Source organism: Streptomyces sp. NPDC050806, assembly GCF_055586425.1.
The window spans coordinates 521,927-544,880 of the sequence record NZ_JBVJIF010000008.1 but is presented as its reverse complement, the minus strand read 5'-3'; the positions used below and the strand labels follow the sequence as shown (position 1 = coordinate 544,880).

The following is a 22,954-nucleotide window of genomic DNA, read 5'->3' as shown; positions in this document are numbered from 1 at the left end:
TCCTTCCGCAGCTTCAACAGTTTGTTGCGGCATGGTGCACCCGTGCTGACGCTTCGTCAATTACCGTCCGTATGACGGGAAACGGCGGGGCGCACGAGGGCGCGGCGAGGGGCGGACGCGGCGGAAGGCAGGCCGGACGGGGGCGCCGGCCTGCCTTCCGGGCGTGTCCCGCCGGGCGCCGGAGCGCCGGCGGCGGGACACGGCAGGCGACGGGGGACGCCTGCGGGAGAGTGGCTCAGGAGAGTTCGCGCAGCACGAGCTGCCGCGCCTCGGCGAGCAGGTCGGCGCAGCGGTGCCAGTCCGGCACGGGGGTGGTGAAGACCAGCTGCTCGGCGCCGGCCCGGACGAACTCGGTGAGCTGCTCGGCGACCTGCTCGGGGTCGCCGGTGACGGCCAGGCCGCCGGCGGTCTCGAGGTCCAGTCCGTAGGACGCGACGAGCGAGGCGGCGTAGCGGTCGCGCAGGCCGTCGGTGGCGCCGCGCGGGGCGAGGGCGCCGTGGATCATGGTGGCCAGCCGGGGCGCGGGGCGCTTCTCCTCGGCGGCCAGCTCCCGGAGCCGGTCCCCCGTGGCGCGGAAGGCGTCCGGGGTCTGCAGGGCGCCGAGCCAGCCGGTGCCGTACCGCGCCGTGCGGCGCAGCGCGGAGTCGGCGAAGCCGCCGATCCACACCGGCGGGACGGGGACGGCGGGGGCGAGCGTGCACTCCGGGGTGCCGGGCACGTCGGGGAGGCGTGTCGGGCGGCCGGCCAGGAGCTGCGGGAGGAGGCGCAGGAAGGCGTCCGTGCGGCGGCCCCGGTCGGCGTCGGTGGTGCCGGCCGCGTGCCATTCCGTTCCGCCGCCGCCCACGCCGATGCCCAGGTCCAGGCGGCGGTCTCCGGCGAGGTACTGGAGGGTGCCGACCTGGCGGGCCGCCCAGGAGACGGTGCGCAGCGAGGGGAGGTAGACGGACCAGCCGATGCCGATGGTCCGGGTGGCGGCGGCAGCGGCGGCCAGGACCAGGCCGGAGTCCAGCGCGGGCGCCTCGCCGAGCGTGAGGTGGTCGCCCGCCCAGAGTCCGTCGAGACCGGCCTCCTCGGCCCGGCGGGCGGCCTGCGCAACATCGGGCAGGACATCGCCGGGCGCGCCGATCGAGGGCAGGGTGATGCCGATCCGGGGGATGTTCACGGGGCCTCCAAGCGGCGGCCCGCCGTGCCCCGCTGCGCGGTCGGCACAGCGGGGCAGGGACCGGGCTGCGGGGTTCGGTACGGGCGGGTGTTCAGGCCTGGTAGGGGGAGTCGGCGCGGGCGGTGCGCAGCGCGCGGCCCCACCAGGTCAGCTGGTCCAGCAGCTTCTTGGCGGCCACCTCGGCGCCCTCGGGCGCGGCACCGTCCTCGAAGGCGCCCCAGGGGTTGTGGAAGCTGATCATCTCGCGGATGGTCATGGCGTGGACCTCGGCGAACACCTGGCGCAGGTGCTCGGCCGCGCGCAGGCCGCCGCCCATGCCGCCGTACGAGACGAGCCCGACGGGCTTGGCGGCCCACTCGCTCAGGTGCCAGTCGATGGCGTTCTTCAGCGAGGCCGGGAAGGAGTGGTTGTACTCCGGGGTGATCACGACGAAGGCGTCGGCCGCCTCCAGGCGCGGGGTGATGCCGTCCTTGATCTCCTGCGTGGCGGAGTCCAGTTCCTGGCCGAAGCCGGGGATGGCCAGCGGCAGCGGGTGCTCGATCACGTCGATGACGTCGACCTCGACGTCGGGGTGCTGGGCGGCCTGCCGGACGAACCAGTCGCCGACCTTGGCGCCCAGGCGGTTCTCGCGCACGCTCCCGATCACGACGGCGAGCTTCAGGGGTGCAGTACTCATGGGTTCTCCATGTTCAGAGTGGGTGCGGAATGCGGGGGCGGGGCCGGTGCGCACAGGGCGGGGCCCGGTGCTGCCGCTGTCTGCCGGCCACGCTACTGGCGGGATGTCACGCGCGGGCGGCTCGCGCCCTCACCATCAGCGGCTTTGGCAAGTCACTTGGCGTTCCCGCCGGTTACGCGGTGCGCGCGCCGGCCAGCAGCCGCTCGAACGCGGCCGGGCTCTGGTCGCCCACGAGGGGGGTGGTCCCGTCGGCGAGGAAGACCGGTACGGCGCGTACGGCCAGGGCGCGGGTCCGCTCCAGGCGGCGCGTCAGCTCGGCCTCGTCGTCGGCGTCGGGGGCGCTGTTCAGGCCCGCTTCGGCGGCCAGCCGGGCGAGCGTCCCGGTGTCGGCGATGTTCAGGCCGTCGGTGAAGTGGGCGCGGAAGAGGCGCTCGGCCACCTCCTCGCCGCGGCCCTGCCGCTCGGCGTGGGTGAGGAGGAGGTGCGCGGGGCGGGTGTTGGCGTTCACCGCACGGTCGTAGTCCAGTACCAGTCCCTCGCCCGCCGCCTTCTTCGCCATGGCGGCCGCGGAATCCAGCGCCGCGGGGCCGAACTTGCGCTGCAGGACGGTCTTGAGCGGCTCCGGCGTGTGCGGCGCCGCGGGGTCGAGCTGGAAGGGGAGGAAGGTCACCTCGGCGCTGCCGCCGGCCGCGCGGTGGCTCCGCAGCGCCTGCTGCAGGTGGTGGTAGGCGAGGTAGGAGTGGGCGCAGATGACGTCCAGGACCAGGGTGATCTTCATCGGAGCCTCCGGGGCGTGGTTCGGTAGCGGGCCGCGGGTCAGCGCACGGTGGCGGTCTGCGGTGCGGACTGGGTCTCGGCGGTGTCGGACGGGTCGGTGTGGGCACCGCGGCGGGCGGTGCGGGCGAGCAGGAGGGCGGCCAGGGCGAGCGCCGGCACCCCGGCGACCAGGATGAAGCCGGCTTCGAAACCGATGGCGGCCAGCAGCGGGCCGACCAGCAGCGGCGAGACGAACTGCCCGGCGAAGGTGGCGGTTCCCGACAGCGAGGTCGCCTGGCCGCGGACGGCCTCGGGGACGCCCTCGCCGATCAGCACGGTCACCACCGGGAAGAACACGCCCTGTCCCAGGCCGAAGAGGACCGGAACCAGGAAGAGCAGCACCGGCTGGCTCGTCACGGCCAGGAGAACGAAGGTCACGACCCACAGGGCGACGGCGGTGTGCAGCAGGGTGCGCTCGCCGAACCGTTCGCGCAGCGGGGCGTAGCCCAGGCCGATCAGGCTCATCACGGCGGACATGGCCACGGTGTAGAGGGAGACCAGCATCGGGCTCTTGACGCCCGCCTCGGCCAGCTGCTGGGGCAGGAAGACCATCAGCGCGTACAGCAGCAGGGAGGAGAGGAACTGCAGGCCGTACCAGGCGAGGAGGATGCGGTGGCGGCGCAGCAGGGCCAGGGCGCCCATGGGCCGGCCCGCCCGGCCGCCGGCGGGGGCGGTGTGCTTGGGGAGGACCGCGACGGTGGCGAGGCCGAGCGGGACGGCGATGAGGTAGATCGCGAAGGGCAGGTGCCAGGAAACGCCGCCCACGGCGCCGGCGGCCAGCGGCCACACGACCCCGCCGAGGCTGGTGGCGGTGGAACGCCAGCCCATGGCGCGGTCCTTGGCGCGGCCCTGGTAGAGCGAGAGCAGGGCGACGGTGGTGCCGGCGAAGACGAAGGAGGCGCCCGCGCCGAAGATCAGGCGGCTGACGATCAGCGCCGGGTAGCTGTCGAGGAGCGCTCCGGCACCGCCGGCCACGCCGTAGACCAGGAGGCCGACCGCGAGCGGCAGGCGGGTGCCGAAGCGGTCCAGGAGACGCCCGGCGAACGGGCTGACCAGGGCTATCCCGAGGCTGTGGACGGTGACGACGAGCCCGGCGGCGGTGCCGCTCACGCCCAGGTCGCCGCGGAGGACCTCGATGACCGGGGAGAGCACCGAGCCGGCCATGACGGTCAGGGTGGAGGCGAAGAGCAGGAGGGGGAACACGCCCGTGCGGGGCGAGCTGGTGGCGGCGGTCATCGGGCCACTCCGATCGCGAGGGGGCGCACGGTGGCGCGGGTGGGCAGGCCGTGGTTGGTCAGGCGCAGGACGCGCCCGTTGAAGGCCATGAGGGGCTGGATGAGGCCGTCGACGCAGACGAGGAAGGCGAGGGTGCCGATGCCGACCGGGCCGCCGAGCAGCCAGCCGAGGGTGAGCAGGACCCCCTCGATGCCGACCTTGGCGAGCCAGAACGGCACGCGCAGACGCTGGTTGAAGCTGATGACGAGCAGGTCCATGGCGCGGATGCCGGTACCGCTCATGATGATCAGCGCGGAGCCGTAGGCGCACAGCAGGACCGCGACGACCAGCGCGGGCACCGGGGCGAGCCAGCCCAGGTCGGCCAGGCGCATCAGGTCGATCAGCGAGCCGCAGAGCAGGAAGGTCACGAAGGGCATCACGACCGGACGGCGGCGGTTCCACACGGACCACACCAGGATGCAGACGGCGGCGATGGCGGCCTGCGCCAGCCCGATCGTTCCCGGCAGGTGCTCCAGCAGCCCGAGGGAGAGGACGTCGAGCGGGTCCACCCCCATCCCGGCGTGGATGAAGAGCGTGGCTCCGGCGGCGAAGACGACACAGCCGACGAGGTAGAGCGCGAGGCGCGGGAGCCGGTTGTGGAGGGTGGCGGGGGCTTCGGTGCGAGAGGGGGCGGAAGTGCTGGACACGACGGTCTCCCGGGGCGAGGTGTGGGGATCCGGCTGCCGCCCGCTGCCGCGGGCGGCGGGCGCTCAGGCGTTGACGAAGATGAGGTTGTTGCCCTGCGGGTCGGTGATCTCGAAGCGCTCACCGGTCTTGTGCGGGGCGATGTCGGTGACGCCCAGGTCGGACAGGGCCTCGTGGGCGGCGGGGATGTCGACCTCGGTGAACGCGATGCTGATCGGCTGGTCGCCCTTGGTGTTGGTGACGATCAGCTCGCCGCCGTGCCCGGTGTCGAAGACGACGGTGGTGCCCGGGTACTCCTGCAGGACCTTCAGGCCCAGCCGGTCGCGGTAGAAGGCGACCATGGCGTCCAGGTCGTCGCAGAAGAGCTTGGTGACCGTGAGCTTGCCGAACATTGTGGTGTCCTTTCGGGAAGGTCCCGGGCCGGCCGGGGAGTGCCGGCGGAGCGAGAGGAGGTGGGACGAGGAGCGGAGATCCGCGGGCTTCCCCGGCGGCTCCGACACGAAGTAAACTACACCGTGCAGTTCACCTTGTAAACCGCCCAGTGCAATTTGAGGAGTCCGGCCTGCCATGACGCCTGCCGCCGCCCCCCGTACGACCCCCGAAAACGCCCCCACCGGCCGCCCCGGAAAGCGCGCCGCCATCGACTGCGCGGCCCGTACCGTCTTCGGGAGGGAGGGCTACAGCCGGGCCAGCGTCGACGCCATCGCCGCCGAGGCGGGCGTCTCCAAGCGCACGATCTACAACCACCACCAGGACAAGGAGCACCTCTTCCGCGCCGTCGTGCAGCAGAGCTCGCAGGCCGTCGCCGAACACCAGGAAGAGCTGATCGACCGCCACCTGGGCGACCCGGGGACGGACCTCGCCGCCGCGCTGACCGCCCTGGGCCACGCGCTGGCCGTCCCGCAGACCGACTTCGAGAGCCACTTCGCCCTGGTCCGCGTGATCTTCGCCGAGGCGCCGTACCTGCCGCCCCACGTCCTGGAGAGCTGGCGCGGCACGGGCCCGCACCGGGTGCGCGCCCGGCTGGCCGAACGGCTCGGCGGGCTGGTGAAGGCCGGCGTGCTGCGCGACCGCGTCGCCCCGGAGACGCTGGCCCTGCAGTTCACCCAGCTGGTCACCTCGGAGGTGTACGAGCGCTCCTTCCACGGGGCGCTGCCGCTGGCGGCGGACGAGACGACGGCCCTGGTCGAGTCCGGCGTCGCGGCCTTCCTCGCCCTGCACGGCCCCGCCTCCTGAACCGCGGGGCGGGCTCAACCTAGGTGCTATCGACCGTCCCGCGCGGACGTCGGCGTGCCACTGTGCTCTGGGCAGCGCCCGGGGGGCGCATCGACGGGGGTCATGCCCGTACTCCGTCGTACGCACGGGCGGAACCGCAGCGCCGCGGCCGCGTCCGCACCCTCCTCGCAGCCCGCGTCCGCCCGCGAACTCAGGAGGAGCCCGTGTCACAGACGGTCAGAGCACTCCCCCACCCGGAGCTGCCGTCACCGGTACGCCCCGGCCCGCCGCCACTCACCGCACAGCCGGCCGGGCCGTGGCGGGTGCTCGTCGTCGAGAACGACGCCCGCACCGCCCAGACCCTCACCCGGAGCCTGGAGCGCCACGGCCACCAGGTCAGGACCGCCGCGACCGGCGCCGCCGCGCTGCGGGAGCACCACCACGCCGACGTGATCCTGATCGACCTCGAACTGCCCGACGTGGACGGGCTGGAGATCTGCCGGTCCATCGCCGCCGTGTGCGACACCCCGCTGCTCGCGGTCACCGCCCGCGACAGCGAGGTCGACCGGGTGCTCGGGCTCCAGGCCGGTGCCGACGACTACCTGGTCAAGCCCTACGGATTCCGTGAACTGCTGGCCCGTATGGGCGCGGTGATGCGCCGGGCCCGCCCCGCGGCCACGGCCGGCGCGGTCCTGCAGCTGGGGCCGCTCGTCGTCGAGCAGACCACCCGCACCGTGCAGCTGCACGGACGGCCCGTCCCGCTCACCCGCAAGGAGTTCGACCTGCTGCTCCTGCTGGCCTCCCGGCCCGGCGCCGTGGTCACCCGGCGGCAGATCCTCCAGCAGGTGTGGCAGGACACCGACACCCCGCGCAGCCGGACGCTGGACACCCACGTCAACGGATTGCGCCGCAAGCTCGGCTCCGGCGACTGGATCGTCACCGTGCGCGGCGTCGGTTTCCGGCTCGGCCAGCCCCGGAACGTCCTCTCCGGCGAAGTGAGGTCCCCCGCATGAGCCCCACCGGTACCGGCCTCGTCCTGCGCCGCTGTCCCCGCCCGCGCGCCACGGCCGTCGTCCGGCCGTGCACGACCGCCGCCCGTACACCCGTGACGGTCACGGTGCGGCGACGGCCACGCGGTACGGCTTCCCGGCCACGGGGCGGGCCCGGCCGGGAAGCCGCCGGCTATCCGTGCGAAGCGGACGCCGGCTCGTCCTCCGCCGGGCGGGCCGCGCCGGACGGGACGGGCCGGGTACCGGTCCGCCGGCCGCGCGGGGCGGCGACGGCGCAGGCGGCCAGCGCCCCGGCCAGGCAGACCGCGCCGGCCACCCACAGGCCGCTGCGGGCGCCGGCGGCGCCGGCCAGCCAGCCCGTGAGCAGGGCGCCGATCGGGGTGGTGCCCTGATAGATGACGGTGTAGAGCGCCATGACGCGCCCGCGGTAGGCGGCCTCGGTCCCCAGCTGCACGCGGTGGTTGGCCGCCTGCGAGAAGACCATCATCGCGAAGCCGGTCAGGGCCAGCGACAGCAGCGCGACGGGGAATGTGGGCGCGAGCCCGGAGCAGATCTCCGTGACGCCGAAGGCCACCGCCGCGGCCAGCACGAGCCGCTGCCCCGGCCGGCCCCGCCGCACGGTGGTCACCAGCGCCGCGAGCAGGGAGCCGGCCGCCATCGCCGCGGTCAGCAGTCCGAAGGTGCCGGCTCCCGTGTCGAAGACCGTCCTGGCCAGCAGCGGCAGCGTGACCTGGAAGTTGAAGCCGGCCAGGGCCAGCAGGGCGACCAGGGCGAGCGGCAGCAGCAGGTCGCGCCGCGCGGCGACGTACCGCAGCCCCGCCACGACACCGCCGCGGGCCGCGCGGGCGGTGCCCCGGTGCAGCTCGTGCGGGCGCATCAGCGCCAGCGCGGCCACCGTACCCAGGTAGCTGGCCGTGTTCAGCACCAGCACGGCCGGGGAGCCCCAGACGCTGATGAGCCCGCCGGCGGCGGCCGGCCCCAGCACCCGCGCGGTGTTGAAGTACGCGGCGCTCAACGCCGAGGCGTTCGGCAGCAGTTCACCGCCGACCATCTCGCTGACGAAGGACATCCGGGCCGGGATCTCCACCGCGTTGACCACGCCCAGGGCCGCAGCGCAGCCGATGATGTGCCACAGCCGCAGGCCGCCGGTGAGCGCCGCGGCCGCCAGCAGGCCGGCCAGGAGGGCGGCGGCGAGGTTGGCGGCCAGCAGCAGGCGGCGCTTGTCGTAGCGGTCCGCCAGCCGTCCGCCCAGCAGCGTCAGCAGCAGGACGGGGGCGAACTGGGCGGCGGTGACGGCACTGAGCGCGGCGGCCGAGTCCCCGGTGAGCCGCAGCACGAGCCAGTCCTGCGCGGTGAACATCATCCACGTACCGGTCACCGAGGCCAGCTGCCCCAGCGTGAACAGCCGGAAGTTGCGCACCCGCAGCGACGCGGTCATGCCGCGGAGCACGCCGCCGCCGGTCATCGGGCGCCCGCCCCGGCACGCGCCACGCACTCCTCCAGGAACGCCAGGACGCCCAGGTGGTAGCCGCGTGCCGTCCGGCCCAGGCTGATGTTGTGGCCCGCGTCGGCCAGCCGCTCGACGCGGACGAGGGGCGAGGCCAGCCGGGCGGTCATCGCGTCCACGGTCCACCGGTCGGAGCGCCACCACTTCTCGTGCTCGGCGAAGGTGAAGCGCACCGGCACCCGGACGTCGCGGGCGACCGACGGATAGGTACGCGGCCAGCAGGGCACGTCCCGCAGTTCGTTGCGGGGTATCGGGCCCACCAGGGGCTCGGCCATGCGGAACGTGCCCGGCGGGTAGAGGGCCAGCGGGCCCCAGTGCAGCCGGTGGCCGCGGCGGCCGACGGGGTCGGCGAGCCGGTCGGTGCCGACGGCCCAGCGGTCGCTGATGCCGGACACGTCGACGCCGAGCAGCTTTGGCCCGCCGTCGCCGCCGTCCCGGGCCGCGGTCATGAGGGCGAGCTTGCCGCCCATCGAGTGCCCCAGCAGGAAGAAGCCGGCGCCCACCGGGTGCTCGCGCGCGTGGCTCTCCAGCGCCGCCCGGACGTACCCGGCCTGCTCGGCGAGGGGCAGGCCGTCGGGCAGCGCGGCCGCCGAAGCGCCGTAGCCGGGCCGGTCCAGGGCGAGTGCCGCGTAGCCGCAGGAGGCGGCGAGGGAGAGCATCGAGGTGGCCGGGTCGGCCCGGCCGTGGAAGTAGCCGGCCCGCATGCCGCCGCCGTGCAGCGCGACGAGCACGGCACGCGGCGGGCCGCCGGACGGCAGGGCGAGCAGCCCGGACAGGCGGAACGGGCCCGCCGCGACCTCGACGGGCCGGACCGGATCGTCCGGCGGGGTGGCGGGCGGTGCCGCGGGCGGCGAGAGCTGGGGCATGGCGGGACTCCAAGTCGGGTGGGTGCCCGGCGGTGGCACGGAACGCGGAGGGCGGGCCGGGGGCGGTGCGGAGGCGGACGTGCGCGGGCGGGCGCCGGGAAACGGCGCCCGCCCGGGATGCGGCCGGTCAGTCCGTACCGCGGATGATGTGCGGTTCGGCGTCGAAGTCGTCCTCGGCCTCCAGGGGCGGCAGCGGCCACCCCGTCCGTCGCGGACCGGTGTCCTCGACGGGGCCGGGGGCTTCCTGTGTCACGGTCACGGTGTTTCCTCCTCGTACGGCACGGCGTCAGGCGGCCAGCGCCTGCCAGCTGCGCGGCCCGGAGCCGCGCTCCACGCGCTCCAGGCGGCGCCAGCCCGCGGTGACGGGCCGGACCGGCGCGGGGTCTTCGGGAGCGGCGGCCATGACCCTGAGCAGGACGGCGGTGACGGCCGCCAGCTCCTCGGGGGTGGGCGAGCCCTTCTCCACGCGGATCACGTCGCGTGCTGCGTCCACTGCGTTCTCCTCACTGGGGCGGGTTGCCGTGCTTGCGGGCGGGCAGGCCGGCGTGCTTGCTGCGGAGCATCGCCAGCGAACGGACGATGACCTGTCGCGTGCTGCGCGGGTCGATGACGTCGTCCACCAGGCCGCGCTCGGCGGCGTAGTAGGGGTGCATCAGCTCCTCGCGGTACTCGCGGATCTTCTGGGCGCGGGTGGCCTCCGGGTCGTCGGCGGCGGCGATCTCCCGGCGGAAGATGACGTTGGCCGCGCCCTCCGCGCCCATGACGGCGATCTCGTTGCTGGGCCAGGCCAGCGCGAGGTCGGTGCCGATCGAGCGGGAGTCCATGACGATGTACGCGCCGCCGTACGCCTTGCGCAGCACCAGGGAGATCCGCGGGACGGTGGCGTTGCAGTAGGCGTACAGCAGCTTGGCGCCGCGCCGGATGATGCCGTTGTGCTCCTGGTCGACGCCGGGCAGGAAGCCGGGTACGTCCACGAGCGTGACGAGGGGGATGTTGAAGGCGTCGCAGAACTGCACGAAGCGCGCGGCCTTCTCACTGGCCTCGATGTCCAGGACGCCGGCGAAGTGGGCGGGCTGGTTGGCGACGATGCCGGCCACCTCGCCGTCGAAGCGGGTCAGGGCGCACACCACGTTGCCCGCCCAGCCCGGCTGCACCTCGAAGAACTCGCCGTCGTCGGCGATCTCCTCGATCACCCGGCGGATGTCGTACGTGCGGCCCGGCTCGGCCGGCACCACGTCCAGCAGCTCCTCGCACGACCGGTCGACGGGGTCGGTGGCCGGTGCGGAGGGCGGCAGTTCGCGGTTGTTGGACGGCAGCAGCGAGAGCAGATAGCGCACCTCTTCGAGGCAGGTCCGCTCGTCGTCGTACGCGAAGTGGGCCACGCCGGAGGTCTCGGCGTGCACGTCGGCGCCGCCCAGCCCGTTCTGGGTGATCTCCTCACCGGTCACCGCGCGGACCACGTCCGGCCCTGTGATGAACATCTGCGAGGTGTCGCGGACCATGAAGACGAAGTCGGTCAGCGCCGGGCTGTAGGCGGCACCGCCGGCGCACGGGCCGAGCATCACGCTGATCTGCGGGATGACGCCCGACGCCTTGGTGTTGCGCTGGAAGATGCCGCCGTAGCCGGCGAGCGCGGAGACGCCCTCCTGGATCCGGGCGCCCGCGCCGTCGTTCAGCGACACCAGCGGGGCGCCCGCCTGAAGGGCCATGTCCATGATCTTGTGGATCTTCTGCGCGTGCGCCTCGCCCAGCGCGCCGCCGAAGATCCGGAAGTCGTGCGCGTACACGAAGACGGTACGGCCGTGCACGGTACCCCAGCCGGTGATCACACCGTCGGTGTAGGGCCGCTTGCCCTCCAGGCCGAACCCGGTCGCCCGGTGCCGGCGCAGCGGCTCCACCTCGGTGAACGAGCCCTCGTCCAGGAGCAGTTCGATGCGTTCGTGCGCGGTGAGCTTGCCGCGGGCGTGCTGGCGCTCGGTGGCCTTCGGATCAGGTCCCTGCCGGGCCATCTCCTTGAGTGTTTCCAGCTCCGCCAGATGGGCCTCGGGCGGCAGCACGGTCGGGGTGACATCGGTGACGGTCACGGAGATCTCCTCTTGCGGGTCGGTGGGGTACGGCCGGTCGCCGCCGCGCCGGTCAGCCGGCGGGCAGCGGGGCCGGGGCGCCGGTGCCGGCCGGCACGGACGCGCCGCCGGGCAGCAGGACGGCGGCCGGCAGCCGGTGCACGGCCCGGGGCGCTTCGGCCGCGCCCCGGTAGGCGACGGCCCCGTCGTGGTGCGGGCCGCAGTCGATGTCCAGGACGGACCAGCCCGGCGGCCGCCGGGCGGCGTCCGCGCCGAGGTAGTCGGCGGCCGGCGAACGGCTGAGCCCGGTGCCCAGCGCCTTCAGGTACGCCTCCTTGCGCGTCCAGACGCGGCCGAAGGCGGCGCAGTGGCCGGGCGGTGGTACGTCCTCGATCTCGGCGCGTTCCGCCGGGTGGAGCGAGCGGGTGCACACCTCGACGGTGCCGGGACGGGGCCGGCGCTCCACGTCGGCGCCGACGGTCTCGGAGGCGACGGCGACGAGCACCATGCCGCTGCTGTGCGAGAGCGAGAAGTGCAGCGGCGGGTCGGGGTGGGCGACGGCGGGCCGCCCGTGCGGGCCGCCGCAGCCCGGACACGGTTCGCGGACGAACGGCACCCGGTCCGGGGCGAGTCCGAGGTAGTGGCCGAGGACCCGGCGCAGGGCGATGTGCGCGGAGACGTACAGCACCCCGTCGTGGGGCCGGGTGAAGGAGCGGCCGCGCGCCTGCTCGCGCTCGTCCAGTTCGGAGCCGTCGAGCAGTGGTCCGAGCTGTTCGGGGCGGGGCAGGCGGAGCAGCCAGACGTCGAGGAAACCGTTCATGCGGACTGCCCGGTGCGGTGGCCGTGGCCGAGGGGTCCGAGCTGTCCGGCGAGGCAGTCGATGAGCTCCTGGGCGCTGTTGGCCAGGAGCAGCATCTGGAGGTTCACCTCCACCTCCAGGGCGCGTTCGATGCGGTTCTGGAGCTGGAGCCCGGCGACGGATCCGATGCCGAGGCTGTTCATCGTGCGCCCGGCGACGCCGATGTCGCGGGGCGCCACGCCCAGGACGCGGGCGAGCTCCCGGCGTACGTAGGCGTCGATGATCCGGGTGCGCTCCGCCAAGGGCAGCGTCACCATCACGGACCGGCCGGGGACCGCGACCTCCGGTCCGAGGAGGTCGTCGTCTGCCTCGTCGTCGAACTCCCAGCCGTCGACGTCCCACGCGTCGACGTCCCAGGTCTCGCTGTCCCACGTACCGACGTCCCAGGCAGCCGGGGTGTCTTGGACGGTCATCTGACTTCCTTCTGTGAGGCGTGGACGGGGGCGGGAACAGCGGTGCGCGCGGGCGCCGGTGCCGCGCCGGCATCGGGCCCGGTGGTGCGGCGGCGGAGGCCCGCCAGTGCCGTGACCACGCCGAGCAGGCCGACGGCGGCGACGAGCAGATGCGCGGGCCGCTGGTCCGGTGTCCCCGTGCCGGTCGTCAGCAGGGCGGCGGCCAGCGCGGGCATGAGGACGGCACCGGCCTGGACGGCCGTCTGGTACGCCGCTCCCGCGACCGCCTTGTCGGCGTCGGCCGCCTCCGAGACGGCCTGGGTGTTCAGCGCGGTGAAGGCCAGCACGAAGCCGGCGCCCACCAGCAGCAGGCTGGGCAGCAGCCCGGTGACGTACGAGGTGTCCTCGCGCAGCAGCAGGAGGTGTCCGGCGAACGCGGACAGCGAGCCGAGGGCGATCAGCGGCCGGGCCCCGAAGCGCTCGACCATCGCCCCGGAGTGCAGTGCCGTCAGGGCCAGCGGCACGCTCGCGGGCAGGAAGGCCAGCGCGGCCCCCAGCGGGCCGGAGCCGAGCTCGTCCTGGAGCTGGAGCGTGGCGATGAACAGCATGCCGAGGTAGGACCCGTTGAGGCAGGCGGCGCCCAGGGCCGACCGGCCCAGCGCCGTGCCGCCGCGGACGGACCGGGGCAGCAGCGGGGCTGCCGACCGGCGTTCGCTCACCACCAGCAGGGCCAGCAGGACCGCGGCCGTCAGGAGCAGTCCCGTCGTGCGCGGGCCGGTCCAGCCGCCGCCGGGCGCCCAGGCGAACGCGCCGGCCAGGGCCGCCGTACCGCCGGTCAGCAGCAGGACGCGCCCCAGGGGCAGCGGCTGCCGCTCCTCCGGTGGCACGGGCGCCTGCGCGGGGATGAGCCGCAGCCCGGCCAGGAACAGCACGGCCACCACCGGGGCGGGGAAGGCCAGCGTGAGGCGCCAGTCCCAGCCGGTCAGCACGCCGGAGAGGACCAGGCCCGCGGTGAAGCCGCTGGCGCCGAAGAGCGTGTAGACGGAGATCGCGCGCCGCCGCACGGGCCCCGCGGGGAAGACGGACATGATGATGGCGAGCCCCATCGGTGCCGTCAGCGCGGCGCAGCCGCCCTTGACGAAGCGGGTGGCCACCAGCAGTACCGGGTCGGTGGCGACGCCCGCCACGAGGGACGCGACGGCGAAGACGGCCAGCGCGCCCAGGTACAGGCGCCGCCGGCCCCAGCGGGCGGCCAGCCGCGGCCCGAGCAGCAGCAGACCGGCGAAGCCCAGGGCGAAGCCGCTCATGGTCCACTGCGTTCCGGCGGGCGGCAGGTGCAGGTCGGCGCCGATGGCGGGCGCCGCCACGACCAGTACGGACACCTCCAGGGCGTCGATGAGCATGTTGCCGGCGAGGACGGTCAGCAGGCCCCACCGCCGGGAACCGGCGGCGGCCGGCTCGGAGCGGGGCACGGAAGGAGTCGTTGGCGTCATGGTGGTCTTCCCGAGGCGAGAGGGGGCTGGTCCTGGGGGCGCGGGGTCCGGACGTCCGGGTGTCCGGACCCCGCTGCCGGCGCGTGCGGCCGCGCCGGCCCGTCCGGTTCAACCCAGCAGGGTGCCGCCGCTGGCGTCGAGGAAGGCGCCGGTGACCCAGCGGGCGTCGTCGGTGGCGAGGAAGGTGACGACGTCGGCGACGTCCTCGGGCTCGCCGACCCGGTTGAACGCGGAGAGCTGTGCCATCTGCTCCACGGCCTCGGGGATGTCGAACACCGGGTTGCCGTTGCGGGTGATGCCCGGCGCGACGCTGTTGACCGTGATGTTGCGCGGCCCCAGGAGCTTGGCGAAGTGCAGCGCGAGCTGCTCGACCGCGCCCTTGGTCATCGCGTAGGCGATCTCCTCGGGGTTGGCGAAGTGGGTCAGCCCGGAGGAGATGTTGATGATCCGGCCGCCGTCCGGCATGTTCTTCAGCGCGCGCCGGATGAGGAAGAACGGCGCCTTGGCGTTGACGGCCACCAGCCGGTCGAACTTCTCGGGCGTCGTGTCGTCCACGGAGACGCCGCCCATCTCACCGGCGTTGTTGACGAGGATGTCCAGATCGGTCGTGCCGGTGCGCTCCTTCAGGCCCGCCTCCAGGCCGAGGAACAGCTCGTGCACATCGCCGGGCACGCCCAGCTCGGCGCGGACCGTGAACGCCCGGCCGCCGTCCTTCTCGATGAGGGCGACGGTCTCGGCGGCCGCCTCCTCGTTGCTCGTGTAGTGCACGGCGACCAGCGCGCCCTCGTGCGCCAGCCGCCGGGCGGTGGCCCGCCCCATGCCGCGGCTGGAGCCGGTGACCAGTGCCGTCTTTCCGTTGAGCCTGCCCATGGTGTTCCCTCCCTGTGCGACCGCCGGCGCGGCCGTGTTCGTCAGTGGTGCGTCGGCCGGCCGGGTCAGGCCGAACCAGCGGTGCAGTGCGGTGTCCAGGCCGTCGGCCGTCCGCCCGGTCCAGGCGACGTGGCCGTCGGGCCGGACCAGGACGGTGCCGGCCCCGGCCAGCGGGTGGCCGTCCGTTCCGCCGGCGAGCCGGGCGGACAGCACGGTGAGCCGGTCGGTACGGCCGGCGGCCGCCTGCCGCAGCGGCGCTTCGGCGTCCTCCTCGCCGGACAGGTCCAGCAGCAGGCCGCGGCCGGTGCGCAGCAGTGCCGCCGCGGTGGTGGCGCCGCCGTCGGCGCGGACCAGCGGGGTGTGCGGGAGCCGGGCGCCCAGCAGCGGGTGGCTGCCGGGGCCGACGTCGTACCGGATGTCCAGGCCGGAGATCATCCCCGCCAGGTGGGCGCGTACCGGCTCCTTGGCGATCAGTTCGGCGACGACGGAGCGCAGCGCCTCCACCTCGGGGCCGCCCAGCAGCAGCATGGCCTGCGCCTGGATGTTGGACCGTACGCGGGCGCCGACCGCGTGCCGTTCGTCGTGGTAGCTGTCCAGCAGGCCCTCGCTGCCGAGCCTGCGGACCTGGATGGCCAGTTTCCAGCCGAGGTTGACCGCGTCCTGGAGACCCAGGTTCAGTGCCTGGCCGCCGATGGGCATCTGCTGGTGCGCGGCGTCGCCGGCCAGCAGGACGCGCCCGTCGCGGTAGGCCGTGGCCTGCCGGTCGGCGTCGCCGAAGGCGTTGACCCAGAGCGGGGTGCCGCCGCTGATGTCCTCGCCCGTCACCCGCCGCCACACCGTGGCGACCTCGGCGAAGTCCGGGTCGCCGGTGCGCCCGCCGGCCGGGCGGCCGAACTCGTGCACCATGACGCGGGTGACGCCGTCGTTCCGCCGGGCGGCGATGGCCAGCCCCTTCTCCAGCCGCTCGAAGCGCCGGTCGGGGATGTCCAGGCCCGCCACGTCCGCGCGCAGCAGCTCGCGCCCCGCGTCCCGGCCGGGGAAGTCGGAGCCGGCCAGGCGGCGCACGGTGCTGTCCTCGCCGTCGCAGCCGACGACGCACAGCGCCGAGACGGTGACGGTCCGGCCGTCCCCGGTCACCGCCTCGACCTCGACCCGGTCGTCGAGGACCGACAGACCGCGCACCTCGTGGCCGCGGCGTACGTCGGTGCCGAGCGACCGCACCCACTCCCCCAGCAGTTCCTCGGTGCGGTGCTGCGGGACCTTCCACTGGCCGGGGTGGCTGCTGTCGAGCGTCAGGTCCAGCGGGATGCCGCCGAAGTGGCCGCGCGGTTCGCGGGGCGGGGTGCCCAGCTCCTCCAGCAGCCCGCGGGAGTCGAGGATCTCCATGGTGCGGGCGTGCAGGGTGGAGGCCCGCGACTCGGTGGTGGGGGCCGTGCGCTGTTCCAGCACGACGACCTCGGCACCGCCCAGCCGCAGTTCTCCGGCGAGCATCAGCCCCACGGGTCCCGCGCCGACGACGATGACCTGGGTGTCCAGTGCGGCCATGTCAGCGACGCGCCTCGGCGTAGTCCTTGGCGTGGCCCAGGGTGGCCCGGCTGTTGGTGCTGAGCGCGGTGCGCACGTACTCCTTGGCCTCCGCGACGCCGGCGTCGGCGCCGAGGATCCTGGTGATGTTGGCGGTGTTCAGGACGACGGTGTGCTGCGAGGTCGCGGCCACGCCCTCGTCGGTCTCCTCGAACGTCCACCGGCCGGTGTGCAGGGTCATCAGCGCCGGGAGCGTGACCTGCTTGTACGCGATCTTCTGCGGCGGGAAGCAGACCCGGTACGACTTGGTGGTGTGCGTGGAGCCGTCCTTGGCGCGGGTGTCCATCTCCAGGCTCTGCAGCCCCGGGACGTCCTCCTCCAGGCGCACCGACGCGACGTGCGGGAGCCGCTCCTCCCAGAGCTGGGCCTCGTTGATGAAGTCGTAGGCGTCCTTGGCGGAGCCCGCGATGTGGACCGTGTCCTCGAAGGAGAAGGTCAGCTCCGCCGACGCGTGGGCGAGTTCGACGTTCTCCTTCAGCGCGGCCAGCTCGGACCGCGAGTTGCGGTCGACGGCCTCGTCGATCCACTCCAGGGAGGACGGGTCGTCGTCGATCGCGCGGTAGTCGTGCAGCAGCCGGATCCTGGACTCGCCCTCGCCCAGCGGCTCGATGATCCAGGTGCCGCCCATGGCGGCGACCGGCGGCGCGGAGACCTCCTGGCGGAAGGTGATCCGCAGGGCCTCGGGGTCGAGGGTGCGGCGGGACGTCCAGTTCTTGGCCGTGCCGTTGGCGGTGGCCCAGATCCGGATGCGCTCCTCGTTGCCGCCCTGCTCGACGTGGTCGACGTAGAGGGTCGGCGGGAAGATGCGGGGCCAGTTCTCCACCTCGGCGAGCAGGCGGTAGACCTCGGCGGCGGGGGCCTGCACGGTGATCTCGTGCTCGACCTCACGGACCGTCATGGTGAACTCCTTGGGGAAGTCGGTAAGGGGGATCAGAAGTTGCCGAGGCCGCCGCAGACGTTGAGCGCCTGCGAGGTGATGGAGGCGGCGGTGTCGGAGGCGAGGTAACCGACCAGGCCCGCGACCTCCTCCGGGGTGGAGTAGCGGCCGAGCGGGATCTTGGACTGGAACTTCTCGAGGATGGCGTCCTCGGTGGCGTTGTACGCCTCGGCGTAGCCCTGGCGCACCCGCTGGGCCATCGGGGTCTCGACGTAGCCGGGGCAGACGGCGTTGACAGTGATGCCGGTCGGGGCCAGCTCGTTGCCCAGGGCCTTGGTGAAGCCGACGACGCCGTGCTTGGAGGCCGAGTACGGGGCGCCGAGGACGACGCCCTGCTTGCCGGCCGTGGAGGCGATGTTGATGATGCGGCCGCGGCTCTTGTGGCGCATCCGGCCCGTGGTGAGCACCTCACGGGTCAGGCGGAAGACGCTGTTGAGGTTGGTGTCGATGACGTCGTGCCACAGCTCGGTCGCGATGTCGGCGGTCACGCCGCCGCCGCTGCGGCCGGCGTTGTTGACCAGGACGTCGACGCTGCCGTGCCGGTCGACGGCGGCCTGCACGAAGGCGTGCACGCTGGCGTCGTCGCGGACGTCCAGCTCGGTGCCGTCGGCCTCGATGCCTTCCTCGCGCAGCTGCTTGACGGTCCGGGACACGTTCTCGGCGTTGCGGGCGCCGAGGAAGACGGTGTGGCCCTGCTCGCCCAGCAGGCGGGCTGCGGCCAGGCCGATGCCGCTGGTGCCACCGGTGATGAGGGCGAGACGCCCGGAGGTGCGGGACATGGAGAGGCTCCTTGGGTCGGGTCCGGCCGGTGCCGGGAAGGGGGAGAGGAACCGCCCGGGGCGGCCGCGGCGGGGGCGGCCGCCCCGGCACGGGGTCAGGCGGCGGCGAGGGCCAGGTGGGCGTTGACCACCTCGACGAGCGCGCGCGGGGTGGTGGCGTCGGTCAGCGCGGAGTCGTCCAGCGTGATGCCGTACTCGCGCTCGATGCGGCCGCCGGTCTCCAGCAGGGCCAGCGACTCGTAGCCCAGCTCCTCGAACTCGGTGTCGAGGATGTCGCCGTTGAGGTCGACGCCCTCGTCGGCGCCGGCGCCCTCCAGGAGGATGCGCTTGAGGTCGTCCAGGGTGAAGACAGCAGACATGTGCGTTCCTTCGGGTTCGGAGTTCGGGTGTGTCCCGCGCCGTTGCGGGACACGGCAGGTGGTCAGCCGTCGGCGCGGAGCACGACGGCGGAGTTGAAGCCGCCGTGGCCGCGGGCCAGCACCAGCGCGGTGCGGACCTCGGCGGTGCGCGGCTGGCCGACGACCAGGTCGAGGTCGTAGGCCGGGTCGGGGTCGGTGTGCACGGTGGGCGGGATGAGCCCCTCGTCCATCGCCAGCAGGGCCGCGGCGACGTCCAGCGGCGCCGCGCCGGAGTACAGGCGGCCGGTCATGGTCTTCGGTGCCGTCACCGGGACGCCCCGGGCGCCGAAGACGGTGCGCAGCGCGTCCGCCTCGATCCGGTCCAGCTCCACGGTTCCGGCGGCGTCGGCGAAGACGACGTCCACGTCCTGCGGGCGGCAGTCCGCCTCGCGCAGGGCCAGCTCGATCGCGCGGCGCAGGCCCGGCTCCCCGCCGGTACCCGGCTTGGGGTCGAACGTCGCGGCGTAGCCGACGAGTTCGCCGTAGATCCGGGCGCCGCGGGCGCGGGCGGCCGCGGTGTCCTCCACGACGAGGAGGGCGCCGCCCTCGCCCGGCACGTGGCCGCGCGCCGCCGCGTCGAAGGGCACGTAGGCGCGGTCGGGGTTGTCGCTGGTGGACAGCCGGCCGCTGGTCAGCTGGGCGGCCCAGCCCCACGGGCAGATCGAGGCGTCGACGGCGCCCGAGACGATCAGCGGGGTGCCCTTGCGGATCTGCCGCCGGGCCTGGGCCAGCGCGTCGAGGCCGCCGGCCTGGTCGCTCACGAGGACGCCGCTGGGGCCCTTCATGCCGTTGCGGATGGAGATCTGTCCGCTGTTGACGGCGTAGAACCAGGCGAAGGACTGGTACGCGCTGACGTACTGGCTGCCTTGGCTCCACAGCTTCTGCAGCTCGTTCTGGCCGAACTCGAAGCCGCCGGAGGAGCTGGCGGTGATGACGCCCATGTCGAAGGCGGGCTGCGCGCCGGGGTCGATGCCGGCGTCGGCCAGCGCCCAGTCGGCGGCGACCAGCGCCAGCCGCGTCATGTGGTCGGTCTGCGGGATCAGCCGGCTGGGCAGGTGGGCCGCGGCGTCAAAGCCGGGCACCTCGCCGGCCAGCGTCGCCGGGTAGGACGAGGGGTCGAAGCGGGTGACACGGCCGATGCCGCTCTTGCCGATCCGGGTGGCCGCCCAGAAGTCCTGGGTGCCGAGGCCGTTGGGAGAGGCGACTCCCAGGCCGGTCACTGCCACGGAGGTGGTCATGCCTCGCTCCTCTCGGGCCGGGCGAGCACCATCGCGGACTGGAAGCCGCCGAAGCCGCTGCCCACGGTCAGCACGGCGTCGGTGCGCTGCTCGCGCGCGGTGACCGGGACGTAGTCCAGGTCGCATTCGGGGTCGGGGGTGTGCAGGTTGGCCGTGGGCGGCACGACGTGGTGCTCCATGGCCAGCGCGCTGGCGGCGATCTCGATGGAGCCGATGGCCCCGAGCGAGTGGCCGACCATGGACTTGATGGAGCTGACCGGCGTGGCGTAGGCGTGGTCGCCCAGGCTCTTCTTGAACGCGGCGGTCTCGTGGCGGTCGTTCTGCTTCGTGCCGGAGCCGTGCGCGTTGATGTAGTCGACGTCCTCGGCGTTCAGCCGCGCCTCGGCCATGGCGACGCGGATGGCCTCGGCCATCTCCGCGCCGTCCGGGCGCAGGCCGGTCATGTGGTACGCGTTGGAGCGGGTGGCGTAGCCGGCGATCTCGGCGTAGATGTGCGCGCCGCGCGCCTGCGCCGCGGTCAGCTCCTCCAGGACGAAGAAGGCCGAACCCTCGCCCAGCACGAAGCCGTTGCGGGTGTTGTCGAAGGGCCGGGAGGCCGTCTCGGGGCTGTCCTGGCGGGGCGTGGTCGCCTTGATCGCGTCGAAGCACGCCATCGTGATGGGCGAGATGGGAGCGTCGGAGGAGCCCGCGATCATGACGTCGGCGCTGCCCTCGCGGATCAGCTCGACGGCGTGGCCGACCGAGTCGATGCCGGACGTGCAGCCGGTGGAGACGACGGTGGCCGGGCCCTGCGCGCCGGTCGCCCAGGCGACCTCGGCAGCGAACGAGCTGGGCACGAGGAAGTCGTACAGGTGCGGCACGCCGTAGGTGTGGTCGACCAGGTCCAGCCGGCCGCCGTCGCTGACGGTGCGGTACTCGGTGTCCAGGCCCATGGTGGCGCCGACGGCGCTGCCGACGGTGACGCCGGTGCGGAACGGGTCGAGGTCCGCGAATTCCAGGCCGCTGTCGCCGACGGCCTCGCGGGCCGCGACGACGGCGAACTGGGCGGCCCGGTCCATCCGGCGGATCTCCTGCGGGGACAGGCCGTGCAGCTCGGGGTCGAAGTCGATCTCCGCCGCCACCCGGGAGCGGAAGGAGGAGGCGTCGAAGAAGGTGATGCCGCGGGTCGCGGTGCGGCCCTCGCTCAGCAGGCTCCAGAAGTTCTTGGTGCCGACACCGCCGGGGGCGAGGACCCCGATGCCGGTGATGGCGACGCGTCGGGCGCTCACGCGGAGGCCTCCCAGTTGTAGAAGCGGGTCGCCATCGCGTCGGCGGGCGAGCGCCAGGTGGCCGGGTCGTACGCCTCAATGAAGGGCTTGAGGTCGTCGCTGATCTGCACGAAGCGGGGGTCGGTCTTCGCTTCCTCGATGAGCTCGCCGCCGTTGTCGGCGTCGAAGTCCTGAAGGTGGAAGTAGAGGCCCCGGTACGAGAACAGCTGGCGGCGGCGGGTGCCCATGCGGTGGGGCATCTCCGTGCCGTCGAACTCGCCGAAGAGGCGGGCGACGTCCTCCGCGGACTGCGGGTTCATCCGCGCGACGATGAGGGTGCTGTGCATGAGTGGGTTCTCCTTGTCGGCCGGTGGGAGTCCGGCGCTGCGGTCGGTGCGGAGGTGCTTCAGCGGGCGGGGCCGAACCACCGCTCCAGGGACATGGGCAGGTCGTGGTGGCTGCCGGGGGCCGCCCAGGCCACGTAGCCGTCGGGGCGGACGAGGACGGCGGCGGTGCCGGCCAGCGCGCTGCCCGGGGCCGGCTGTCCGGTGGCGGTGACGATGTCGACGCGGTCCGCCCAGCCGGCCGCGCGGTTCCGCAGGACGGCGTTGTCGGCCAGGTCGAGGAGGACGCCGCGGCCGGGGTGGAGCAGCGCGGTGCTGCTCGTGGTGCGGCCGTCGGGGCGGGTCAGTGCCAGGTCGGGCATGCGGCGGCCGAGCAGCGGGTGGGTGCCGCCGCCGGCCTCGTACCGGATCTCCAGGCCGCTGACCATCGCGGCGAGGTGCTTGCTGACGTCCTCGTAGCCGATCAGCTCGTTCAGCACGTCGCGCAGCGGCTGGATCTCGGCGCCGGAGAGGAACAGCAGGCCCTGGGCCCGGGTGTTCATCAGGAGGCGCCGGCCCACCGCGTGCCGCTCGTCGTGGTACGTGTCCAGCAGGGCCTCGGGGGCGCGTCCCTGGGCGACGGCGGCGAGCTTCCAGCCGAGGTTGACCGCGTCCTGGATGCTGGTGTTCATGCCCTGGCCGCCGGCCGGCAGGTGGATGTGGGCGGCGTCGCCGGCGAGGACGACGCGACCGCGGCGGTACTGGGTGACCTGGCGGGTGGCGTCCCCGAAGGAGCTGACCCAGACCGGCTCGCCGTGCGAGATGTCCTGGCCGGTCACGCGCTTCCAGCCGGCCACGACCTCTTCGAAGGAGGGGGCGCTGCCGCGGCGCTGCGGCGGGGTGCCGCGCTCGCAGAGGATCAGGCGGGTGATGCCGCCGGGCAGCGGGCCCACCATGACCATGCCGCCCTCGAAGGTCTCGCCGATCATGCGCGGGTCCAGGTCCAGGCCCTTGACGTCGGCGAGGAACATCTCCAGCGTCGACGCGGTGCCGGGGAAGTCGAACCCCGCCGCCTTGCGGACGGTGCTGCGGCCGCCGTCACAGCCGACCAGGTAGCCGGTGCGCAGCGTCTGCGTGTCCCCGCCGGGCGTCCGGACGGTGACCTCGACCGCGTCGCCCTTGTCGGTGAAGGAGACGAGTTCGTGGCCGCGGCGCAGGTCGGTGCCCAGCTCGCCGACCCAGGCCTCCAGCACCTCTTCGGTCTGCGACTGGGGGATGGTCTTGGCGGCCTGGTGCGCGCCCTCCAGCACGCCGAAGTCGACGGGCAGGCCGCCGAAGTGGCCGACGTTGCTGGTCTCGATGTCTCCGAAGCGGGGCAGCAGCCCGCGCTGGTCGAAGATCTCCATGGTCCGCGCGGTGAAGCCCAGGCCGCGGGACTCACCGGTCCGCTCGGGCAGGCGCTCCAGGACGATCACGTCGACCCCGGCGAGCCGCAGCTCTCCCGCGAGCATGAGACCGGCCGGGCCGGCCCCCACAACTATCACTGCAGCGTCCATTGCCTCTTTCTCCTTGGGTGGGCGAGTGGTCCCGTCGGGGCGC

At 73.9% G+C, this 22,954-nt stretch carries 24 protein-coding genes; 2 read left to right on the top strand and 22 right to left on the bottom strand.

Going from position 1 to position 22,954, the window contains the following annotated elements:
- Positions 1 to 235: 235 nt before the first annotated feature.
- The 6 genes from ACZ6WH_RS27235 to ACZ6WH_RS27210 all read right to left on the bottom strand — a co-directional run bounded on the left by ACZ6WH_RS27235 (position 236) and on the right by ACZ6WH_RS27210 (position 4,966).
- On the bottom strand, positions 236 to 1,162 hold the full coding sequence (locus tag ACZ6WH_RS27235; RefSeq protein WP_469731345.1) for an LLM class flavin-dependent oxidoreductase: 927 nt from the start codon (positions 1,160 to 1,162) through the stop codon (positions 236 to 238).
- A gap of 91 nt (positions 1,163 to 1,253) precedes the next feature.
- Positions 1,254 to 1,838 carry an NADPH-dependent FMN reductase gene (locus ACZ6WH_RS27230; protein WP_469731343.1) on the bottom strand — a complete coding sequence of 195 codons (585 nt, stop codon included), beginning with the start codon at positions 1,836 to 1,838 and terminating at the stop codon, positions 1,254 to 1,256.
- Positions 1,839 to 2,010: 172 nt separating this feature from the next.
- Positions 2,011 to 2,616 carry a DsbA family oxidoreductase gene (locus ACZ6WH_RS27225; RefSeq protein WP_432855338.1) on the bottom strand — a complete coding sequence of 202 codons (606 nt, stop codon included), beginning with the start codon at positions 2,614 to 2,616 and terminating at the stop codon, positions 2,011 to 2,013.
- Positions 2,617 to 2,654: 38 nt separating this feature from the next.
- On the bottom strand, positions 2,655 to 3,890 hold the full coding sequence (locus ACZ6WH_RS27220) for an MFS transporter (RefSeq protein ID WP_469731341.1): 1,236 nt from the start codon (positions 3,888 to 3,890) through the stop codon (positions 2,655 to 2,657).
- On the bottom strand, positions 3,887 to 4,576 hold the full coding sequence (locus ACZ6WH_RS27215; protein ID WP_469731339.1) for a YczE/YyaS/YitT family protein: 690 nt from the start codon (positions 4,574 to 4,576) through the stop codon (positions 3,887 to 3,889). The genes ACZ6WH_RS27220 and ACZ6WH_RS27215 overlap by 4 nt, the downstream gene beginning before the upstream one ends.
- 63 nt (positions 4,577 to 4,639) lie before the next feature.
- Positions 4,640 to 4,966 carry a VOC family protein gene (locus ACZ6WH_RS27210; protein WP_469731337.1) on the bottom strand — a complete coding sequence of 109 codons (327 nt, stop codon included), beginning with the start codon at positions 4,964 to 4,966 and terminating at the stop codon, positions 4,640 to 4,642.
- A 175-nt stretch (positions 4,967 to 5,141) separates the two neighbouring features.
- Here ACZ6WH_RS27210 and ACZ6WH_RS27205 point away from each other — a divergent pair, with 175 nt between their 5' ends.
- Both ACZ6WH_RS27205 and ACZ6WH_RS27200 read left to right on the top strand, forming a co-directional pair.
- A complete protein-coding gene (locus ACZ6WH_RS27205; RefSeq protein ID WP_432855350.1) occupies positions 5,142 to 5,810 on the top strand; it encodes a TetR/AcrR family transcriptional regulator in 669 nt (222 codons plus the stop codon).
- A 203-nt stretch (positions 5,811 to 6,013) separates the two neighbouring features.
- The gene (locus ACZ6WH_RS27200) at positions 6,014 to 6,802 is read left to right on the top strand and encodes a response regulator transcription factor (protein ID WP_432855352.1); all 789 of its coding nucleotides are present in this window, start codon (positions 6,014 to 6,016) and stop codon (positions 6,800 to 6,802) included.
- A 169-nt stretch (positions 6,803 to 6,971) separates the two neighbouring features.
- Here ACZ6WH_RS27200 and ACZ6WH_RS27195 read toward each other — a convergent pair whose 3' ends face one another.
- The 16 genes from ACZ6WH_RS27195 to ACZ6WH_RS27120 all read right to left on the bottom strand — a co-directional run bounded on the left by ACZ6WH_RS27195 (position 6,972) and on the right by ACZ6WH_RS27120 (position 22,911).
- The gene (locus ACZ6WH_RS27195; RefSeq protein WP_469731335.1) at positions 6,972 to 8,264 is read right to left on the bottom strand and encodes an MFS transporter; all 1,293 of its coding nucleotides are present in this window, start codon (positions 8,262 to 8,264) and stop codon (positions 6,972 to 6,974) included.
- Positions 8,261 to 9,172: an alpha/beta hydrolase gene (locus tag ACZ6WH_RS27190; RefSeq protein ID WP_469731333.1), complete on the bottom strand. Its 912-nt coding sequence runs from the start codon at positions 9,170 to 9,172 to the stop codon at positions 8,261 to 8,263. Before ACZ6WH_RS27190 ends, ACZ6WH_RS27195 begins: the two co-directional genes overlap by 4 nt.
- Positions 9,173 to 9,299: 127 nt before the next feature.
- Positions 9,300 to 9,431 carry a hypothetical protein gene (locus ACZ6WH_RS27185; RefSeq protein WP_432855361.1) on the bottom strand — a complete coding sequence of 44 codons (132 nt, stop codon included), beginning with the start codon at positions 9,429 to 9,431 and terminating at the stop codon, positions 9,300 to 9,302.
- A 27-nt stretch (positions 9,432 to 9,458) separates the two neighbouring features.
- A complete protein-coding gene (locus ACZ6WH_RS27180) occupies positions 9,459 to 9,665 on the bottom strand; it encodes an acyl-CoA carboxylase subunit epsilon (RefSeq protein WP_432855364.1) in 207 nt (68 codons plus the stop codon).
- 10 nt (positions 9,666 to 9,675) lie between these two features.
- The gene (locus ACZ6WH_RS27175; RefSeq protein ID WP_469731412.1) at positions 9,676 to 11,181 is read right to left on the bottom strand and encodes an acyl-CoA carboxylase subunit beta; all 1,506 of its coding nucleotides are present in this window, start codon (positions 11,179 to 11,181) and stop codon (positions 9,676 to 9,678) included.
- Between the two features lie 127 nt (positions 11,182 to 11,308).
- A complete protein-coding gene (locus ACZ6WH_RS27170) occupies positions 11,309 to 12,055 on the bottom strand; it encodes a 4'-phosphopantetheinyl transferase family protein (protein WP_469731330.1) in 747 nt (248 codons plus the stop codon).
- Positions 12,052 to 12,507 (bottom strand): acyl carrier protein, encoded by a 456-nt coding sequence (locus tag ACZ6WH_RS27165; RefSeq protein ID WP_469731329.1) that lies wholly within the window; start codon positions 12,505 to 12,507, stop codon positions 12,052 to 12,054. The genes ACZ6WH_RS27170 and ACZ6WH_RS27165 overlap by 4 nt, the downstream gene beginning before the upstream one ends.
- Entirely contained in the window at positions 12,504 to 13,979 is a 1,476-nt protein-coding gene (locus ACZ6WH_RS27160; RefSeq protein WP_469731327.1) for an MFS transporter, read from the bottom strand. Before ACZ6WH_RS27160 ends, ACZ6WH_RS27165 begins: the two co-directional genes overlap by 4 nt.
- A 108-nt stretch (positions 13,980 to 14,087) precedes the next feature.
- The gene (locus ACZ6WH_RS27155) at positions 14,088 to 16,394 is read right to left on the bottom strand and encodes an SDR family oxidoreductase (protein WP_469731325.1); all 2,307 of its coding nucleotides are present in this window, start codon (positions 16,392 to 16,394) and stop codon (positions 14,088 to 14,090) included.
- 1 nt (position 16,395) lies between these two features.
- Positions 16,396 to 17,331 (bottom strand): aromatase/cyclase, encoded by a 936-nt coding sequence (locus tag ACZ6WH_RS27150; protein WP_469731323.1) that lies wholly within the window; start codon positions 17,329 to 17,331, stop codon positions 16,396 to 16,398.
- A gap of 32 nt (positions 17,332 to 17,363) precedes the next feature.
- The gene (fabG, locus tag ACZ6WH_RS27145; protein WP_469731321.1) at positions 17,364 to 18,149 is read right to left on the bottom strand and encodes a 3-oxoacyl-ACP reductase FabG; all 786 of its coding nucleotides are present in this window, start codon (positions 18,147 to 18,149) and stop codon (positions 17,364 to 17,366) included.
- Positions 18,150 to 18,244: 95 nt separating this feature from the next.
- Positions 18,245 to 18,508, bottom strand: coding sequence for an acyl carrier protein (locus ACZ6WH_RS27140; RefSeq protein WP_361567928.1), 264 nt, complete (start codon positions 18,506 to 18,508; stop codon positions 18,245 to 18,247).
- A 62-nt stretch (positions 18,509 to 18,570) separates the two neighbouring features.
- Positions 18,571 to 19,785: a ketosynthase chain-length factor gene (locus tag ACZ6WH_RS27135; protein ID WP_432855381.1), complete on the bottom strand. Its 1,215-nt coding sequence runs from the start codon at positions 19,783 to 19,785 to the stop codon at positions 18,571 to 18,573.
- Complete coding sequence (locus ACZ6WH_RS27130) at positions 19,782 to 21,053, bottom strand: beta-ketoacyl-[acyl-carrier-protein] synthase family protein (RefSeq protein WP_432855384.1); 1,272 nt, start codon at positions 21,051 to 21,053, stop codon at positions 19,782 to 19,784. The genes ACZ6WH_RS27135 and ACZ6WH_RS27130 overlap by 4 nt, the downstream gene beginning before the upstream one ends.
- Positions 21,050 to 21,379, bottom strand: coding sequence for a TcmI family type II polyketide cyclase (locus ACZ6WH_RS27125; protein WP_361567920.1), 330 nt, complete (start codon positions 21,377 to 21,379; stop codon positions 21,050 to 21,052). The genes ACZ6WH_RS27130 and ACZ6WH_RS27125 overlap by 4 nt, the downstream gene beginning before the upstream one ends.
- Positions 21,380 to 21,438: 59 nt before the next feature.
- Positions 21,439 to 22,911, bottom strand: coding sequence for an FAD-dependent monooxygenase (locus ACZ6WH_RS27120; protein WP_432855387.1), 1,473 nt, complete (start codon positions 22,909 to 22,911; stop codon positions 21,439 to 21,441).
- Between the last annotated feature and the right edge of the window lie 43 nt (positions 22,912 to 22,954).

Coding starts and splice junctions, on each gene's coding strand:
- ACZ6WH_RS27230 (WP_469731343.1), bottom strand. CDS start 1,838: ATGAGTACTGCACCCCTGAAGCTCGCCGTCGTGATCGGGAGCGTGCGC.
- ACZ6WH_RS27225 (WP_432855338.1), bottom strand. CDS start 2,616: ATGAAGATCACCCTGGTCCTGGACGTCATCTGCGCCCACTCCTACCTC.
- ACZ6WH_RS27220 (WP_469731341.1), bottom strand. CDS start 3,890: ATGACCGCCGCCACCAGCTCGCCCCGCACGGGCGTGTTCCCCCTCCTG.
- ACZ6WH_RS27210 (WP_469731337.1), bottom strand. CDS start 4,966: ATGTTCGGCAAGCTCACGGTCACCAAGCTCTTCTGCGACGACCTGGAC.
- ACZ6WH_RS27205 (WP_432855350.1), top strand. CDS start 5,142: ATGACGCCTGCCGCCGCCCCCCGTACGACCCCCGAAAACGCCCCCACC.
- ACZ6WH_RS27195 (WP_469731335.1), bottom strand. CDS start 8,264: ATGACCGGCGGCGGCGTGCTCCGCGGCATGACCGCGTCGCTGCGGGTG.
- ACZ6WH_RS27190 (WP_469731333.1), bottom strand. CDS start 9,172: ATGCCCCAGCTCTCGCCGCCCGCGGCACCGCCCGCCACCCCGCCGGAC.
- ACZ6WH_RS27175 (WP_469731412.1), bottom strand. CDS start 11,181: ATGGCCCGGCAGGGACCTGATCCGAAGGCCACCGAGCGCCAGCACGCC.
- ACZ6WH_RS27170 (WP_469731330.1), bottom strand. CDS start 12,055: ATGAACGGTTTCCTCGACGTCTGGCTGCTCCGCCTGCCCCGCCCCGAA.
- ACZ6WH_RS27165 (WP_469731329.1), bottom strand. CDS start 12,507: ATGACCGTCCAAGACACCCCGGCTGCCTGGGACGTCGGTACGTGGGAC.
- ACZ6WH_RS27160 (WP_469731327.1), bottom strand. CDS start 13,979: ATGACGCCAACGACTCCTTCCGTGCCCCGCTCCGAGCCGGCCGCCGCC.
- ACZ6WH_RS27155 (WP_469731325.1), bottom strand. CDS start 16,394: ATGGCCGCACTGGACACCCAGGTCATCGTCGTCGGCGCGGGACCCGTG.
- ACZ6WH_RS27150 (WP_469731323.1), bottom strand. CDS start 17,331: ATGACGGTCCGTGAGGTCGAGCACGAGATCACCGTGCAGGCCCCCGCC.
- fabG (WP_469731321.1), bottom strand. CDS start 18,149: ATGTCCCGCACCTCCGGGCGTCTCGCCCTCATCACCGGTGGCACCAGC.
- ACZ6WH_RS27140 (WP_361567928.1), bottom strand. CDS start 18,508: ATGTCTGCTGTCTTCACCCTGGACGACCTCAAGCGCATCCTCCTGGAG.
- ACZ6WH_RS27135 (WP_432855381.1), bottom strand. CDS start 19,785: ATGACCACCTCCGTGGCAGTGACCGGCCTGGGAGTCGCCTCTCCCAAC.
- ACZ6WH_RS27125 (WP_361567920.1), bottom strand. CDS start 21,379: ATGCACAGCACCCTCATCGTCGCGCGGATGAACCCGCAGTCCGCGGAG.
- ACZ6WH_RS27120 (WP_432855387.1), bottom strand. CDS start 22,911: ATGGACGCTGCAGTGATAGTTGTGGGGGCCGGCCCGGCCGGTCTCATG.